Source organism: Armatimonadota bacterium (genome assembly GCA_013359125.1).
Classification (GTDB): domain Bacteria; phylum Armatimonadota; class Fimbriimonadia; order Fimbriimonadales; family GBS-DC; genus JABWCR01.
Map to the genome: position 1 here is coordinate 14,586 of JABWCR010000015.1, position 17,478 is coordinate 32,063.

The 17,478-nt window shown below is 58.7% G+C and carries 12 protein-coding genes; 5 read left to right on the forward strand and 7 right to left on the reverse strand.

Annotated elements, in window-relative coordinates; all coding sequences use genetic code 11:
* Window positions 1-69 precede the first annotated feature (69 nt).
* Window positions 70-1,191 carry a hypothetical protein gene (locus HUU60_08170; GenBank protein ID NUL82678.1) on the forward strand — a complete coding sequence of 374 codons (1,122 nt, stop codon included), beginning with the start codon at window positions 70-72 and terminating at the stop codon, window positions 1,189-1,191.
* A 37-nt stretch (window positions 1,192-1,228) separates the two neighbouring features.
* Here the strand turns inward: HUU60_08170 and HUU60_08175 are convergent, their stop codons facing one another.
* From HUU60_08175 to HUU60_08195, 5 genes are all read right to left on the reverse strand, one after another.
* On the reverse strand, window positions 1,229-1,993 hold the full coding sequence (locus tag HUU60_08175) for a sulfite exporter TauE/SafE family protein (GenBank protein ID NUL82679.1): 765 nt from the start codon (window positions 1,991-1,993) through the stop codon (window positions 1,229-1,231).
* A gap of 3 nt (window positions 1,994-1,996) precedes the next feature.
* Window positions 1,997-3,577, reverse strand: a complete 1,581-nt coding sequence (locus HUU60_08180; GenBank protein NUL82680.1) for a M28 family peptidase — start codon at window positions 3,575-3,577, stop codon at window positions 1,997-1,999.
* A gap of 2 nt (window positions 3,578-3,579) precedes the next feature.
* Window positions 3,580-5,487, reverse strand: a complete 1,908-nt coding sequence (locus tag HUU60_08185; GenBank protein ID NUL82681.1) for an alkaline phosphatase family protein — start codon at window positions 5,485-5,487, stop codon at window positions 3,580-3,582.
* 241 nt (window positions 5,488-5,728) lie between these two features.
* On the reverse strand, window positions 5,729-7,987 hold the full coding sequence (gene cadA / locus HUU60_08190) for a cadmium-translocating P-type ATPase (protein ID NUL82682.1): 2,259 nt from the start codon (window positions 7,985-7,987) through the stop codon (window positions 5,729-5,731).
* Between the two features lie 2 nt (window positions 7,988-7,989).
* Window positions 7,990-8,574 (reverse strand): hypothetical protein, encoded by a 585-nt coding sequence (locus HUU60_08195; protein NUL82683.1) that lies wholly within the window; start codon window positions 8,572-8,574, stop codon window positions 7,990-7,992.
* 83 nt (window positions 8,575-8,657) lie between these two features.
* Here HUU60_08195 and aroQ point away from each other — a divergent pair, with 83 nt between their 5' ends.
* Genes aroQ through HUU60_08210 form a run of 3 tightly spaced genes read left to right on the forward strand, consistent with a single transcriptional unit; the run spans window position 8,658 to window position 12,561 of the window.
* Window positions 8,658-9,113: a type II 3-dehydroquinate dehydratase gene (gene aroQ, locus HUU60_08200; protein NUL82684.1), complete on the forward strand. Its 456-nt coding sequence runs from the start codon at window positions 8,658-8,660 to the stop codon at window positions 9,111-9,113.
* Window positions 9,114-9,116: 3 nt separating this feature from the next.
* On the forward strand, window positions 9,117-10,205 hold the full coding sequence (locus HUU60_08205) for an aminopeptidase P family protein (GenBank protein ID NUL82685.1): 1,089 nt from the start codon (window positions 9,117-9,119) through the stop codon (window positions 10,203-10,205).
* Between the two features lie 16 nt (window positions 10,206-10,221).
* Entirely contained in the window at window positions 10,222-12,561 is a 2,340-nt protein-coding gene (locus HUU60_08210) for a CocE/NonD family hydrolase (protein NUL82686.1), read from the forward strand.
* Here the strand turns inward: HUU60_08210 and HUU60_08215 are convergent.
* Window positions 12,558-13,613: an ABC transporter ATP-binding protein gene (locus tag HUU60_08215; GenBank protein NUL82687.1), complete on the reverse strand. Its 1,056-nt coding sequence runs from the start codon at window positions 13,611-13,613 to the stop codon at window positions 12,558-12,560. The two genes, HUU60_08210 and HUU60_08215, sit on opposite strands and share 4 nt — an antisense overlap.
* Entirely contained in the window at window positions 13,613-14,977 is a 1,365-nt protein-coding gene (glmU, locus tag HUU60_08220) for a bifunctional UDP-N-acetylglucosamine diphosphorylase/glucosamine-1-phosphate N-acetyltransferase GlmU (GenBank protein NUL82688.1), read from the reverse strand. Before glmU ends, HUU60_08215 begins: the two co-directional genes overlap by 1 nt.
* A gap of 83 nt (window positions 14,978-15,060) precedes the next feature.
* On the opposite strand from glmU, the gene HUU60_08225 reads away from it, so the two are divergent.
* A complete protein-coding gene (locus tag HUU60_08225) occupies window positions 15,061-17,472 on the forward strand; it encodes a DUF1929 domain-containing protein (protein ID NUL82689.1) in 2,412 nt (803 codons plus the stop codon).
* Window positions 17,473-17,478 lie beyond the last annotated feature (6 nt).

Here is a 17,478-nt window from a genome sequence, read left to right on the forward strand (position 1 = left end):
CGGCGCGTTAATCGAATCGCTGGTAAACTTAAGAGCCAATAAAATAAAAGCAAAGGAGGAGACGTCCCAATGAAGCGACCGTTTCTTGTTGCGCTTGCCGCCGTCTTGGCGTCAGGCGTTTTCGCAGACACTACCCAGCTCTTAGGCGGCGGCGCCGGCAATGTCCGAGCCGTTAATGCCCTTTCCGAGGTCGGACTTAGCGAGCTCGAGATGCAGTGGAGCCGCCGAGACTTTCAAGACGCTACGACCGGCATGGTGTTCGGCTTCTGGCCCAGCTACACAATCTCCAACACCATCGACGACCCGTTCGGTTGGGGCTGGTTCGATTTTCCCAACGATCCGGTAACGATTACGACCGTTGATTCTCTCGTTTCTCGCGGTTGGCCGGCCACATTTCAGGTGCCCAACTACCTTTTCCGTCAGGGCGGCGTCTATAGCAATCGCAGCGCCAACGGCGACCATTCGGTGCTGGGCCCGACCTGGATCAAGTACGATCTGGCACCCAACGCAAACGGATGGGCCGTGCATCAGGTCAAGATCTTTGCCTGGGACATTCGCGATGTGATCCACAAGGCGTCGGGGACCAAAGTCGCATCGTTCTCCGACACGGCGGCCCCGCAGACCATTCAAGTCTATGTCGCCTCGGACGATCCGAACATGGCCAACGACCCCAACGGCGATGCCAACTGGACGCTGGTCGGCACGCTCTCGAAGGCCAACGGCACCATCCCGAACACTTGCGAGTGGAATCCTGGCACGAACAACACGTTTGGCGAGTGCAGCGCAGCGCTGCTGGACCACCTGACCAACACGCAGTTCTGGCTCGATCCGACCAACGACCGCTACTACTCGATCGTCGATCTGACCGCAATGGCCGTACGCGGAGTGAAGCATGTCGCTCTTCGCTTTCCGCACGGCAACCAGTATGGGGCAGATGCCACATTAGCCGCCAGCAACCGCACGAGCAGTTCGCTCCGATACACCAACTACACCGATGTAGTGGTGATCGGCGGCAGCCGGGTTCTAGGCGACATCGACGGCGACGGTTGCGTTGACGACACCGACCTGGCTCGAGTGCTTACGGCGTTTGGCGCGGTTTGCGTCGATTGCCCAGAGGACATCAACAAGGACGGCATCATAGACGATATCGACCTGGCGATCGTGCTGACACAGTTCGGCGCGGGCTGTTAATTCCCATCAATTGGAGGCGCGAGACTTTCGCGCCTCCTTACTTTGCTATCAAGTAGACCGACGCGATCGCCGCAAATCCCAAAGCCAAGTTCTCAAACATCTTCTTCGGAATCCGCGGAAAGAGCTGCCTGCCCAACAGCGCGCCGACCACGATCACCGGCGCCATGTAGAGATTGAACAAGATCGAGAAACTCGAGAACAAAGGCTGATTGGGCGTCAACAGAGTGATCGCGCCGTAGATCGGCAGTTTGACTAGGTTGAAGATTAAGAAATACCAGGCGTGTGTGCCCATAAACTGCTCTTTGGGCAACCGCTGAGCCGTCAAGTAGATGGTCATTACGGGCCCGGCGGCGTTAGCGACCGTGGTGGCAAACCCTGCGGTGGCGCCCAAGATCGCCACGCTGAGCTTTGAAAGCTGACCTGGGCTGATACGGCTGCGAACGAGGTGCGCCGCCACCATCAACAGGGCCAGCCAGCCAATCGCCTTGGCCATAATATCGACCTCGCCGGGCATCGCTCCAAACGCCCAAAGCGCCGCAGCGCCCAAACCCAATCCAAGCACGACGCCGGGCGAGATGCGCCGAAGCTCGTCCCACCGCGCATGGCGCCGATACCATCCCGCTGCGAACAAGTCCGCAAAAACTAACATCGGGAGCATAACGCCGACGGATGTGCGACCGCCAAACGCCGCGGCTAGCAACGGCACGGTCATGATTCCAAGGCCCGGCACGGCGGTCTTGGAGAAACCTATCAGAAACGCCGCTCCAGCGCCCAGACCCCACTGAAGCGGCGTCAGTTCCAACGACTATTTACCCTGCGCGATCGACTCCTTGCGCGCCTTCTCAAACTCGTCGCCCTCGTTCCACGATGCCAGTTTCGTATCGCGATTGATGCTCTGCCCGATGATGAACGCCGCATCGGCAACCTTGCGAAACGCCTGATAGTCCCAATGGGGCAGCATCTCGTCGCCCACCTGATGATAGCGCGCGCGCTCCCATTCTTCAAACTCGTCCATAGCGGCCTTTTCGGCCATTCCGACCCATTTGAAGCCCGGCTCCATGTAGAACGCGGGCACGCCTGCGCGGGCAAAGACGATCTGATCGGAACGATAAAAATAACGCTTGCTGGGCCAAGGATCCTTATCGACGACCAAATCGACCGCCTGCAAACCCAGTTCGACCGGCGCTTTGAGAGACGAGCGCTCCGAGCCGTTGACGATCATGCTGCGCGACATCTTCCAAGCAGCGGGCATGTCGATATTGATGTTGGCGGTCGTCTTAGACAAGGGGAAAATGGGGTTGCGAACGTAGTGATTGCTGCCCCAAAAGCCCCTCTCTTCGCCCATCACCAGCAAAAAGACCATCGTGCGTTTGGGCGCGGGCTTGAGTTTGGCGTAAGCCTCGGCGACAGAAAGCAAGACCGCCGTTCCGGACGCATTGTCCAATGCGCCGTTGCAGATGTGATCGCCGTCGACCGGGGTCGAGAGGCCGATGTGATCCAAGTGCGCCGTGTAAATCACATACTCGTTCTTCAGTTTAGGATCGCTGCCTTCCACCTTGGCGATGACGTTGGGACTGTCGATCTCCTCCACAACGCCCGGCAGCAGATCGATCTCGATCTTGGCGGAACTTCCGGCCTTTGCAATTGGGGCGGCAGATTGTGCGTTCGCGATAATCGTGGGCAACGAACCGGTGCGCCCGGTCTGCGGCGGCTCGCCGCGCTTCAACGCCGCTCTCGGACGAGAATAGTACTCCGACCAAGCCGTCCAATCCTTGCTATCGACCACCACGACGATCCCCACCGCGCCTGCGTCTCGAGCCGCTCGAGTCTTCGACATCATGCGGCCAGCCGTAGCGGGCATACCCTCGGGAGCACCGTCCAGCATCACCACGACTTTCGCTTTGGCATCGATGCCTTCGTAGTCGTCTCGATCGTTGCTCTTGATGCCGTAGCCTACGAAAACGGTTTCGGCCGAAATGAGGGGCGCTGTGTTGGCCGCGGCAGCGCAGGCAAAATCTTTGCCAAAAACCCACTGCCCTTCCTGATCGCCCGCCGTCAATTTAACGCTGGAACGAGGATTGGCGCTGGTTCGATAGACCCAGACGCTCTGAAAGTACGTGCCGTTCTCGCCGGCAGGCTTCGCGCCGACGCGCTCGAACTGTGCGGCGGCATAGCGGGCGGCAATGTGATAGCCGTCCGAGCCGGTATCCCGACCTCTCAACGAGTCGTCGGACAAGAAACGAATGTGCGCCCGAATGGTCTCCGCGCTTATGGCGCTCAGCGCAGTTCGATTCGAGGGGGTCAAGAGCACGGCCTTGGCGTTCTCGCCAGAACCGGCCAGGTTGAAAGCGACGATAAAGACAACAAGGGATAGCGAGAGTCTCATGGTTAGGGTCTCCTTTCGACGGCCTCTAAGATTGCCCTGCCCTGCGATTGAGCAGGCAGGCGAATGCCCATCAGATAACAAAGCGTCGGCGCGATATCGATCTGACGAACGCCCGGCAGGCGAGTTCCTTTGGCAACGCCCGTACCGCCCAGATAGAAAATCGCCTGTAGCTTGGGTCGGAAAGGGTTGCCGCCATGATCGCCGCAGCCTAATTTGGATCGCGCCGTCTCGATGGTGCCGGTGGCCAAGTTGCCATAAGCCTTGTATCCGGCGCGAGTCTCGAAATACAAGTCGCCGCCTGCCGGGCCGCCCATGCCAAGGCCGACCTGCGTCTCGGGCCGCTTGACGCCAATAACGACGGGCAAACCTGTTTCAGAATCGCGCACGGCCAGAAGCGCGGCTTCGACGGCTTTCAATACGCTCTCGCGCTCATTCGTTGGCACAATTCCGCCCTTGCGTTCGACGCCGTTGACGATCACGAATCGGCCGCCCCAAGGCGGCTGCATCGCCTTGGTGCGAGCCAGATCGATCCGCCCCTGCCGATCGCGAAACAACAAGCCCGCCTCCTCCAGCGCTTTGTTGGCCGAGAACGACTTGCGCGCTGCCTCCATCCCATGATCGCTGACCAGCGCAACGACCGTATTGCGCCGCGAGGCGTCCAAAATCGTGCCCAGCCATTCATCTTGAAGCTGATAAACCTGAGTGTAGAACGGCCATATCTTGGCCGCCAACGCGGGATCGTAATCGTGCGCATCGGGATCCAGAACGCCCATCCAGCAATGACCCGCGCTGTCCGATGCGGGCGTGTAGCTCATCAGCAAGTCCGGTCGCCATTGCTCGATGGCATAAGTCGAGCCTCGCTTGAGAAGTTCCATGTCGAACCGGATCAGCTCCATCAATCGCCTCTCGGCCAGACCGTCGCCCCCGTCTACCAGAGTCTTGCCGAACGAACCTCGCTCATACTCGTTAAAAGGCAGATCGTGAAAGCCGCCCACCATATCGACGTACTTTTCGACCTCGCCCGGCGGCCCCCAGCCCTGGATCGCATTCGCCTCGCGCATGTACAGCAGCATTTGGGAGCCATCGGGACTTAGGCGAAACAGCCGAAAGTAGACGAAACCGTACCGCCCCTCCTTGCCAACCTTAAACGGACCGCTAAAGTGGTCTACGTTGTCTTGCGCATCCGCAGCACGGATGATGTTGGCCGGCCCAGAGCGCGAGCCTTGCCGAATCAGCATCGAATCGAGCCCTTGCGCGGGATGCTGAGGATCGTCGAACGCCAGTAAATAGAAAGTGGCTTCGCCTGCTTTGATCTCAGCTTCTAGCCTTTTGCCAACGAACGGCGGCGCGTCCGGCCAATCGCCCGCCGGTTTCAATGCGCGCTCAGTAACAACTTGCCGAGGCGAAACGGTGTACTCAAAGCCGCTCAATAGCGTTGTGTTGTTCGGATCGACGCCTGCTTGCTTGAGCGCGTCCACATGCGGTTCGGGCGGGTAGGCGTGCGTGCCCGATAGGACGACGACCTTCTTGCCCTGCTTGGCAGCGGTCATGTAGATCGGCTCCGCCAGTAGCGCGAGCGAACTGAAACCGCTCTGATTATCGAGCGCCGTGTGCTCCGATTGGGGCAGCAAAGGCGCTCGATTGCCCGTGATGCCGTGGATGTCGGGCCATGCGCCGGTCCAGATGGAGGCGTGTCCGGTGGCGGTAACGGAGGGATCGGCCGGGATGCAGTACTCGGCCTGCGCTCCCATTTGCAGCAAACGGGCGACATTGGGCAGTTTGCCTTCCTTAAGAAGGCGATCCATTACCCAATCAGCCGCGCCGTCCCATGAGACAATGACGACTCGTGGCGGCTGAGCGTGAGCAGTAAATGAAAAGATGAGAACGAGGGCAATTGCGAGGCGTTTCATATTGCCCAAGATATTACACGACGCCGGTTGGAACGCCTTTGGAACGCGCTTAGAGTCCCTCTGGAACGCCAGGCTTCTGCCTGGCACAGCCACCTCTCCGCCTACGGAGAGGCCGGAGGGGGCAAACCGCCGCGAGCGACAATCGGGAGGGCGAGCGTCCCCGCCTGGCCTGTCGCGCCGAACGGGATTTTTTCAAAATGTAGCACAATTTTGAGTTCGAATCGAACTCTGAAACGCAACGCTATCGCGGGGTTCGAAGCAGGCGGGCGGCGTTCAGCGTTACCAACAGAGAGACGCCCGTATCGCCCAGAACCGCCGCCCAAAGGCCGATCGGCATCGCAATGCCCAAGCCGATCAACAAAGCCTTGGTAACGACCGAGATGAGGATGTTCTGACGGATCACGGACGAAGTCCGGCGCGCCAGCCGGATCAACTTGGGCACGGCTCGCAGGTCGTCCCGCATGAGCGCGGCGTCGGCTGCCTCGACAGCGGCGTCCGAGCCGGCTGCTCCCATCGCGATACCGACCGATGCCGATTGAAGCGCCAGCACGTCGTTGATCCCATCGCCGATCATGGCGACATGGGGCGACTGCTCGATCAGTTCCCGCTTCTGTTGCGGCGTTAGACCTGCGCGCCAGTCGGTTACGCTCATCTCTTTGGCAACCCTCTCCACGGCTTCGGGCTGATCGCCGCTGAGCGCGGTTACGCGGACGCCCATGTCGAGCAGCTCCGTTACGGCATCTTTCGCGTCTGGCCGGACGGTATCGGCGAAGGCGAATGCGGCGATCACGCTCGTCCGATCGGATAGCGCGGCGACCGAGGCGCCCTTGTTCGTCTCGATGAACTGCGCGATGGCCGCCGGGACTTGCCTCTCATTGGTTGCAAATTCGAGCGAACCGAAGCGATAGGATTGGCCATTGACCGATCCTTCGACGCCTTGACCCGAGTAGAGCGCGTACGATTCGACAGGAAGGCGATCGGTCAATCGCAAGGCCGTCGCGCGAGAGAGAGGATGGTCGTTCAGCGCCGCTAGCGACCCCGCAATAGCGGAAGCGGCGTCGTTTACAAAGCAATGATCGGCTAGTTGAACCGAGGAGTAAGTGAGCGTGCCGGTCTTGTCCAGCGCAACGCGGTCGATTTTGGCGAGACGCTCTAACACATCGCCGCCCTTCACCATCGCTCCCTGTTTGGATGCCGAACCCAAGGCGGCGACAATGGCGACCGGCGTCGCAATCACCAATGCGCACGGGCAAGCGACGACCAGCAGCCAGAGCGCGCGATGCAAAGCATCCGGCATGGGGAGACCAAAAATCTGCGAACCTCCCAACGCCACCAAAGCGGCCAATCCGATCACGGCAGGGGTATACCAAGCGGCGAATCGGTCGATGGCTTGGTGCGTTTCGCTCTTGCTCGATCCTGAACCTTGCGCCGCCTCGATCATCTTGGCGAGAGTAGTATCGGCGTACGGTTTGGCGACCTCGACGCGGATGATGCCTTGCCCATTAAGGCTGCCGGCTAGTACCAGGGAGCCCAATCGCTTGTCCACAGGCAGGCTTTCGCCGGTCAGCGCGGACTCGTTCATGCTGGTTTCGCCGCTGATCACGGTTCCGTCGATGGGGCATCGCTCGCCGGGGCGAACTTCAATCAGCATGCCGATTTCGAGTTCGGACACGGGGATCTCCCGTTCTTGCCCGTCGATGATGGCTCGGGCGACGGGCGGCGCCAACTCGAGCAGCGAGGCTAATGCGCTGCGGGTTTTGAGCAGCGCGCGGTTCTGAACCGCCGAACCCAGCGCAAAGAGCCAGACGAGCATCGCGGCTTCCAAATGCTCGCCGATGCTGAGCGCGCCGATGATCGCGAGGGTCATCAGCGTGTGCATGGTGATGCGGCGCAGAGCCAGACTTCGGACAGCGGCCAAGACGATCGGCGCTCCGTATCCGGCAACGATCAGCCAAGCCAGCCAGGGCCCAACCGTCGCCAAGAACGATAGAAGCAGACCGGCTCCGCCCAAAGCCAGCAGACCCCAGGTAGCCAAGTCTCGGCTTTTTTGAACTTGTCCGGGCACAATCGCACGGTAGCCTGCGTGGCGCACCGCGCTGGTTACGCGATTGAGCGCGAGCGCCTTTGGATCGTATTCCATGCTAAGGCGGCTGGCGGCAAAATCGACATCCACCCACAATGCGCCCGGCAAGTTGGAGACGGCCCTTTGAACCGTGATCGCGCAATCCGGGCAGTCCATGCCTGCAATTTCATAGGTCTGGTGGTCAAACTCGCGCTCTAGGGCGTCGCAAGCCTCTTGTACGATGGCCTCAAGTCGTTCGGCCGATTGCGAGGCCGGATCGTAAATCAGGCGCACGCGAGCGCGGCCCGGATCGATCTGGATGTCTTGAATGCCTTCGCGCTTGGTCAGCCGGTCGCAAAATCGCTCGCTGCACGGGGCGCAACGGAGCAAGATGGGAGATCGGACCCTCAAGTCGAGGATCTGGGACGGCGCCTCCACGTTTAGTCGGCCTCTTCAAAGCGCTCAAGCGCTGTCAAGACCGCTTGATCCGCCTCCAATTCGAGATCGACGAGCGCGATGCTGGCGCGGGCTTCCTTGCGCGCCTTGCTGAGCAGGTTGACGCCCGTTACCAGGTCGCCTTCCTGCGCATGCATCTGTCCCCACCGCAAAAGGGCTTCTATTCGCCGGCGCGGCTCGTTGGCGTCGCCAAAGTCGTGGCAGGCGTCGTGGTAGTTAAAATCCGCTTCATCGAAATCCTCGCGCATTTGCTCGGCCTGGGCCAGCGCGTAGGTGCATTCTGCACGAAGACGCAGTCGCTCATCGTGCGGAGATCGCTTGTCCTTGGCCATGATCTCGAGGGCGGTTTCGAACTGCTCGGCGGCATTGCTGGCCATGTTCATGCGAAGGTAGGAAGCGCCAATATTGAAGAGGCAGAGCGCATAGGGCAAGCGGCCAACGGCGCGGCGATCCAGGTCGCTCAGCACATCGTTCCATGCGGCGATAGCGCCCGAAAAGTCGCCGGAACGAAAGCGCTCCACGGCCTGAGCCTGCTTCGTGTCTAAGGCGAAGCGTTCTCTATTTAGCATTTTCAAAGGGCAGGCGCCACAACATCCGGCGCTTGGCCGAACTGATTATACCACGAATTGATCGCGCGCGCTTGCTTGGTATAATTATCGGCGTGTCTGGCAGCGTTCTGGTATTGCACGGTCCCAATCTCGCTTCGTTGGGCCGCCGAGAGCCTGAAATCTACGGCTCGCTCTCTCTCGCCGACATCGACAGCCTTATCTACCACCGCGCAAACGAACTGAAGTTAGACGTCCGCATTCATCAATCCAATCACGAGGGTGCTTTGATCGACCTGATCGAGGAGCATCAAGCGTGGGCCGAGGGGATTATCATCAATGCGGGCGCGCTGACGCACACCAGCATTGCGCTGCGCGACGCGATCGCGGGCGCAAGGTTGCCAACGATCGAGGTTCATCTGAGCAATACGCAAGCGCGGGAGCGATTCCGGAAAGTCTCGATGATTGCGCCGGTGTGCGTCGGCAGCATCGCAGGGTTTGGGGCTCAAAGCTACCTGTTAGCCTTGCAGGCCATGAGCGATCTATTTGCTATAAAGGAGTAAGCCATGCACGCAGAACGCCGCGCCAAACTGATGCCGACGCTGGAAAAGCACGGCATCGATGCCCTGCTCATCACAAACACGGTCAACGCTCGATATCTGACCGGATTCACAGGCTCGTACGTTCAGTTGGTGTTGACTTCTGCCGGTCCGTTTGCACTGACCAGCGGCATCTACACGAACCAGATCTCGCAGGAAGCGCCCGACTTGCCCGTCCGTCAAGTTTCACTGACCGATCCGATGGAGACGTTGAAAGAGGCGCTCAACGAGCACGGCATCAAGAGGCTCGGGTTTGAGAACGGCTCTGTATTGGCCAAAACTCTTCAAACATGGCGAGACAAGTTGGAAGGGATCGAACTGGTTCCTGTAGACGACGCCGTGGAATCGCTTCGTTTGATTAAGGACGCAAACGAGATTGCTATCCTGCGCAAGGCCTGCGCTCTAGCGGATGCTTGCTTCGAGCACATTCAACGGTTGCTTCGGCCCGAGGCGGTCGAGTGGGACATTGCGATGGAGATCGATTTCTTCTTTCGCCGCAACGGCGCGTTCAACGCATTTGATACGATCGCGGTTTCGGGAGAAAACAGCGCCAAGCCACACGGCAAACCGGGCGAGAGGCGGTTTCAGTTAGGCGATTTTGTAACGATGGACTTTGGCGCACGGGTGGACGGCTATTGCTCGGATATCACGCGCACGGTGGTCATTGGAAAGGCGAGCGATCGGCACAAGGAGATTTATTTCACTGTCCTGAAAGCTTTGGAGAGCGCGATCGACGGCATCAAGCCCGGTCGTTCGGGCAAAGAGATCGACGGCATTGCGCGAGGCGCGATTGAGGAAGCCGGTTTTGGCGATTACTTTGGCCACGGCTTGGGACACTCCATCGGGCTGACGGTGCATGACGGACCGGGGTTCTCGCGCAGAGAGGAGAACGTGCTTCAAGCAGGCATGGTCGTAACGGTCGAGCCGGGCATCTATCTGCCCGGATTTGGCGGGGTAAGGATCGAAGAGGACGTTTTAATCACAGAAACGGGCTGCGAGCAACTGACCCGGTCCGAGCGCGGCCTGTTAGAGATGGACTGGACGGGAAAACTGTAACACCAAGGGGGAACAGATGAAGAAGTTACTGATCGGGGCGCTCTTGCTCATCGCTCTTGCGCCGGTCAGCGCACAGAAGCGCGAGGCCAAGATCACCTTTGCAGGCAACGACGCTGGATTCTGTCGCTACGAACTGAAGCGAGACGGTTCGTTCGCTTCTAGCGGGATGCTCCAAATTGCGAACATCAAGATGGAGAGCTCGGCATCCGGCAAGATCAAAGACGGCAAGCTGATTGAATACAAGCAGGTCGAGAAAAGCCAAGACGGCGAGGCGACTTTGACCGCTAAAGGCAAAAAGCTGACGATCCAGGTAAAGGGCAAGAAAGACGCGACGACCCGCGACTATGATGCGCCTGCTGCGTATATGGCCAACCTTCATCCGTGGATGGTCAGTTCGATCATCAAGCAGTACGACAAGCAGGGACCCGAGACGCAGGAACTCGACATTTTTGTAACCGACGGCGCCGTCAAGACAAAGGTCAAGCTTTCGCGTCGTCCGGTCAAGACGTTTGAAGGGCCGAAAGGCCGTCAGACCGCGGAACATTACTTAGCGCGGTTTAGCTCGGGCGTAGAGATCGACTTCTACGCCGACGAGAAGGGCGAGGTATTGGCTTGGGACGTGCCCAGCCAGCGCGTGCAGTACGTGTTTGCAGGCTACGAAGACCTCATGGTCGACCCAACGACCAAGTTCAAAGAGCTTAGCCAGCCCCAACACCCAGTCAAGACGGAGACTCTGGTCAAGATCAAGATGCGGGATGGGGTAGAGCTGGCGGCGACAGTCGCTCGACCCGATTCGGAAGGCAAGTTTCCGGCCATTCTCGTCAGAACGCCCTACAATCGAAAGATGTCAGCTTTGGAAGGCGATTGGTGGGCTAAGCGCGGGTTTGTATACATTACACAGGACGTGCGCGGTCGGGACGACAGCGACGGCGAGTGGGAGCCGTTCCTCAACGAGCGCGAGGACGGATACGACACGCTGAACTGGATCGTCGCTCAACCCTGGTGCGATGGAAACATTGGGATGATCGGCGGCAGCTACCTAGGATTCGTTCAATGGCAAGTTGCCGTTACCGGCCATCCTGCGCTCAAGGCGATCATCCCTCAAGTTTCGCCGCCCGATCTCTTTTTCAACATTCCGTGGGATCATGGCGTCTTCATGATGTACGGCGCGGTTTGGTGGGCCAATTACGTCAAGGGCAAATCGGTGCCAGAGGGCGGCCCGAAGCTACTGAGCGACAAGATGGATAAGTTCTACACATTGCCGCTCAGCAAGTTGGACGACGAAATGCTAGAAGAGGACGTGCCGTTTTACAACAAGTGGCTGGAGATGGACCGTCACTCTTCGTTCGGCAAGGCCAACTTTCTTGACCTCATGGACAAGGTGAAGATTCCTGTGCTTCATATCAGCGGTTGGTGGGACGGGGACGGCATCGGAACCAAACTCAACTGGGAGAGGCTGCGATCGTTGGGCCACAAGGATCAGTGGGTCATCTATGGTCCTTGGTCGCACGCGTTCAACACCTCCACTCAAACGGGCGACGTGGATTACGGCCCAGAGGCCGTGCTAGAGCTGAACAGCGTCTATCTGCGCTTTTTTGACCAGCATCTGAAAGGCAAAGACGTTGCCTGGAAGGAGCAGCCAAAGGCGAGGATCTTTGTAACAGGCGCCAACGAGTGGCGAGAGTTTTCTGATTGGCCGCCCGGCCCTCAAAAGACGCTCTACTTGAGCAGCGACGCTCCGGCGAATGGCATAAAGGGTCAAGGACGCCTAGTCGAAGCCAAACCAGGCAACGAAGAGCCGAGCCGCTACACTTACAACCCTGCGAGCGCGACCATACCAGAAGAACTGAAGGAGATGAAGGACTATCAAACTTCGACCAAGCTCAATTTGAGCAAGGAAAAGGACGACTTCCTGATCTTTAAGACTCCCGTGCTTGAGGAAGACTTGGAGATCAGCGGCTCGGCCGAACTCGAACTTTACTTCTCAAGCTCGGCCAAGGATACGGACTTCTTTTGGGTGCTGGCGGACTTTGATGAGAAAGACGAGCCCCGCTTGATCGGCCTTCCGGGCAAGATCAGCGCCCGATTTGTATCGAGTTGGGACGAGCCGAAGCTGATAGAACCGGGCAAGGTTTACAAGGCGGTCATTCCGCACTGGGACGTGGCGCATCGCTTCAAGAAAGGGCACCGATTGGGCGTCGTGATCATGAGCGACATGTTCCCGATGTATGCAAGGAACCTCAACACGGGCGAGCCGTTAAAGGATGCGGTGAAGATGATCGCGGCGCACCAGACGATCTATCACGATGCTGAGCGGCCCAGCCAAATCCGGTTTCACCTGTTGCCCAAGCGTTAGGCAATCAGGCGGCCCGTCTGTGCGTCGAAGAGGCGCGCGCGCTCCATATTGGCGCTGACGCGCGTCTCTTGGCCCACGCCCGGAGGATTGGGCATAGCGTCTCGACCCTTGCGCAGATGCAACGACAGGCCGCCGGCATTTAGCTTCAGAATCCATTCGCTGCCTTGAGGCTCGACAACCGAGACGGTCGCTTTGATCGGTCCCTGCTCGTCGATGGTCAGGTCCTCTGGGCGAATGCCTAAGAGAAGTTCGCCGCTCGCGCTTGGGCTTGGGTTGGGGAGGACGGCCAATTCGGTAACGAGCGATCCGTTTTCTACTTTGGCCGGCAGGAGGTTAATAGCGGGCGTGCCGATGAACTTGGCCACAAAGAGCGTCTCAGGTTTTGAATAGATCTCTACGGGCGAGCCGACTTGGCAGACTTGACCCACATCCATCACAACGATCCGGTCGGCCACTGCCTGCGCCTCCAACTGGTCGTGCGTTACGTGCACAGTAGTGATCTTCCGGGACTGTTGCAACTCGCGCAGAAGCTCCCGCATCTCGATTCTCAGAGCGGCGTCCAGATTGCCCAGCGGCTCGTCCAAAAGAAGAACTCGAGGCTGGCGGATGAGCGCCCTGCCGACCGCGACGCGCTGTTGTTGGCCGCCCGATAATTGGCGCGGCAGCCTATCCAAGAACGGGTCCAAGTGCAACAGCGCAGCGACTTCTTGCACTTGCTTCTCGATTTCGCTGGCCGGTCGTTTGGCGGCTCTCAGAGGAAAAGCCAGGTTGCCTCGAACGGTATGGTGCGGATAGAGCGCATAGTTTTGAAACACCAGCGCTACGCCTCGGTCGCCCGGATAAAGATCGGTTACATCTTTCTCTCCGACATAGATGCGACCCTGACTGGGATTGACTAATCCAGCGATGGAGCGCAAGAGCGAGGTCTTGCCGCAGCCCGACGGACCGAGCAGAACGCAATACTCGCCGTCGGCTATCTCGAGCGAAACATCGGACACCGCGACCGACTTTCCATAGGTAATGGACACGCTCCGAATGCTGACGCCGGCCATTACTCGTCGCTCCTATTGCGCTTCTGCACCCAGCCCTCTTTGTTCACCTGCCGGCCTCGGCCGATACCGAGCGCGCCCTCGGGCACATCGTCGGTGATCGCGCTGCCCGCCGCGATGTAGGAATTAGGGGCGATGTTGACCGGCGCGATTAAAGTCGAGTTGGAACCGACAAAAGCGTCGTCGCCAATGTGCGTTTGATTCTTATGCTTGCCGTCAAAGTTGCAGGTAATCGTGCCCGCGCCGATGTTAACGCCTTCGCCCAAGATCGCATCGCCCAAATAAGCCAAGTGCACGGCCTTTGCGCCACGACCGATCACAGAACGATTGACTTCGACAAACGCGCCTATTCTAGAACCGGATTTGAGCAGACAGCCCGGCCGGACGTTGGAAAACGGCCCGACCCAAACGTCCGATTCCAGCTCGCTATCGATCACGTTCGACCGCTGAACGCGGCAGTCGTCGCCGATGCGCGCTTTGGCGATCACCACGTCCGGCCCGATCTCGCATCGAGCGCCGATCCGAACGCCTTGGCGCAGGTGCGAGTTGGGATAGATAACGGTGTCCGCGCCGATCTCGATGTCATCTTCTATGTAGGCCGTATCTGGATCGATGATCGTAGCGCCGTTGATCGCATGGCGCTTGGCAATGCGGCGATAGAGGGTCTTGGTCGCTTGTGCTAGTTCCCATCGGTCGTTGACGCCCATCAGCAACTCTGGATGGCGGCAGTCCCATGTTACAACTTTTTCTCCCATTTGGGACAGAATGGCAACGATGTCGGTCAGATAGAACTCTCGCGCCGCGTTGTCATCGCTCAGCTTGGACAAGCCGACCCTGAGCGCCGATGCCTCGACCGCATAGAACGATGCCGCGCAATGGGTAATCTGCCGTTCCTCCGGGGTAGCGTCCTTTTCTTCAACAATTCTCAGTCGGCCTGGTTCTTGAACGACTCGCCCATATCCGGTCGGATTCTCCAAAGTTACGGCAGCCAACGTCAACGATGCGTTTTCCGTCCGGTGCTTGCCCAGCATTTCTTGGATCGCTTCGCTAGTGATGAGCGGCGCATCGCCCGGAGCGATCAAGACTGTGCCCGATTCGGGCAAGTGCGGGACGGCCTGGCGCGCGGCATCGCCGGTGCCCAATTGCTGTTCTTGTCGCGCATAGAAATATTGGTCGCCGAACGCCGATCGGACGAGTTCCTCTTTGTGCCCGACGACGATGATGCAAGGGGCTGCTCCGGCGCCTTCGAGCGCTTTGAGAACATATCCGAGCATGGGGCGTCCGCAAACAGAATGAAGGGCTTTAGGAAGGTCTGACTTCATGCGTGTGCCTTTGCCCGCGGCCATCACTATGCCAATCGTCGCCATGTCGCCCTCCACGTTTGAGGCTCAAATTATACCTACGGCTTCAAAAATGGCTGAAGCGCTCTATAATATCTCGGGAGGCAACTATGGGATTTCGATTCTTCTCTTTGGGCATTGTCTTGTCTCTATTTACTATCGATTCGATGGCCCAGCCGCAGGTCCAAGGCGACTGGCATTTCCTATGGTCAGGGTTGGAAAACCGTCCGGTGCGCTGGCGAGACTTTCGCGTCGGCGGCGCCTCGCATCCCTTTGGCGAGCCAGATTTTCTAACCCCATACGATGGTTCGGGCAACAACCTTCGCAACTCATATGGCATCAACACGACCCTATTACCGATCGAATGGCAGCTCAACGCCAACGAACGTCTGCCGAGAGGCGTAATACTCACCTGGGGATTGGGCATGCAGCCCAACAACTCGCTCAACTACGTTACGACCTTGATGTGGCACCCTTCCTTCAACCCTAGCGATGCGCCCGCAGGCCGACGCTCTTACGGATTCACCAGTTTTGTGCCCGATCCCGATCCGTTGACCACCGATTTTCGAAAGCTTCGCGACAGCAACCTCTTTGGCTCGGGCATGTGCGTTTTAGAGGACGGCAAACTAGTCGCCATGGGCGGAAGCTACTCCATTGGCGGCGCTCTCGTCGATGCCTTGCGCGGCTCTTATCTGTTCAATCCAGAGCGCTGGAACCAAGGCCCAGACTATGGCTGGGCGGGGCCATTGGGCGAAAACGGCTCCGGAATGAACGAGTTTCGCCGCTACGTTACAACCCTGATGCTACCCAACGGCAAGATTCTGGCCGCAGGAGGCACCAAGACCGACTACGGCCCCTATGCCTGCAACGACGATTACAATTTGCACACCTACACCCACAAGTACGAAATTTTCGATCCCGCTACTATGCTCTTCACGCCCTACGATCTGGTCGTGCTGCCCTGCGTAAACGGCAACTTCCAATCGGCCGATCAGCGGCCCGATTTGGGAAAGCAGTACCCGCGAATGTCCTTGATCAGTTGGCCGAACGGCAGCGAAGCGGTCGGACAGATCGCGCGGGTCGGGCCGGATTACCGTGTTTATTTGCTCGACCCCGACAGACCTGAGTTGGGCTGGTCGCGACAAACCACGCCTGCAATTCAGTTTCGCACTTATCGCGGTCATGGCAATGCGGTGTTGCTGCCTCGAAACGATAGCGACGCGCTCAATCCGTCCGGCATTGCGGACCAAACCCTTAACCAGATGATCGTGCACGGTGGATCGAACGGGTGTCATCTCTACTCCGGTTCGGATTACTCGACCTTGCTCACTTTTGGCCCATCGGGCGTTAACTTTCAGCATGGTCCTTCGCTCACGCCTGGTCGCCGATATATCAACAGCACGATCTTGCCCGATGGATCGGTCTTGCTGACCGGCGGCATGAATGCCAGCGAAAACGGCTGCCCTTGGAGCATCAACGACATGCTCTTTTCTGCTTATCTGCTGAAGCCGGATGCCGCCGGAAACTACCAGTTTGGCCATTGGGCGCCGGCCAAGTCGCTTCCAAATGTGGAGCACGACCTGCCGGGCGACCCGGGCTATGGCACGCCTGATGGGGTGCGGATCGAGCATTCGTCCGCCATTCTATTGCCCGACGCACGGGTGCTCTCCGTCGGAACCGACCTTTTCGGCCCGCCCGGCGGGCCGTCCAAGATCATCAACCGCCACCCGCTCGTCTACAATCCGCCCTACCTGTACAACGACAAGGGCAAGTTGCGCGATGCATCGGACCGCCCGGCGATCGTCGGTCAAACCGAGTTCGATCCGATCGATTACGGCGAGGTTTTCGAGGTCGGCTATTATGCGCCGCCCGCACGAAAAATCAAGTCGGTCATCTTGATGCGTCCCGGCGCCGGCACGCACTCGAGCAACTTCGAACAGCGATTGGTGCGATGTTCCTTCAAACAAGCGGGCGAACGGCTGGACGTTACAGCGCCCTGGTCGAACTATATCGCGCCTCCGGGCTGGTACATGATGTTCTTGATCGACACGGACAACGTTCCATCCACCGCCGGTTGGGTCCGACTAGCCAATTCATCGCTCATGTCGATCAATCTAGATGTGCCCGGACTGCGCGAGGGCGCGGAGTTGAAAGGGATCGAACTCGCACTGTTTGAAAAGGGTTCTGATAAACCCTTACATCGAACCAAACTGCCCGCCCTGCTCTTCTCCAACGGCAACGCTCGGGCGAAGGTCCAAATTGGATTGCCGACCGGCGAGATTGAAGTTCGCGCAACGGCTTTTGGCGCGTATGCAGGCACGGGAACGATCCACGGGGATCAGATCGATGTCGAACTGATACCGGGCGACGTCAATAAGGACGGCCAGATCGACGACCTCGATTTAGCGATGGTTCTGGAGGCGTATGGGCTGGTCGGCCAAGACTTGATAGAAGACTTGGACCGCGACGGTTCGGTCAACGACGGCGATGTGCAGCTCATGTTAAATCAGATTGGGAGGTAACTAAGA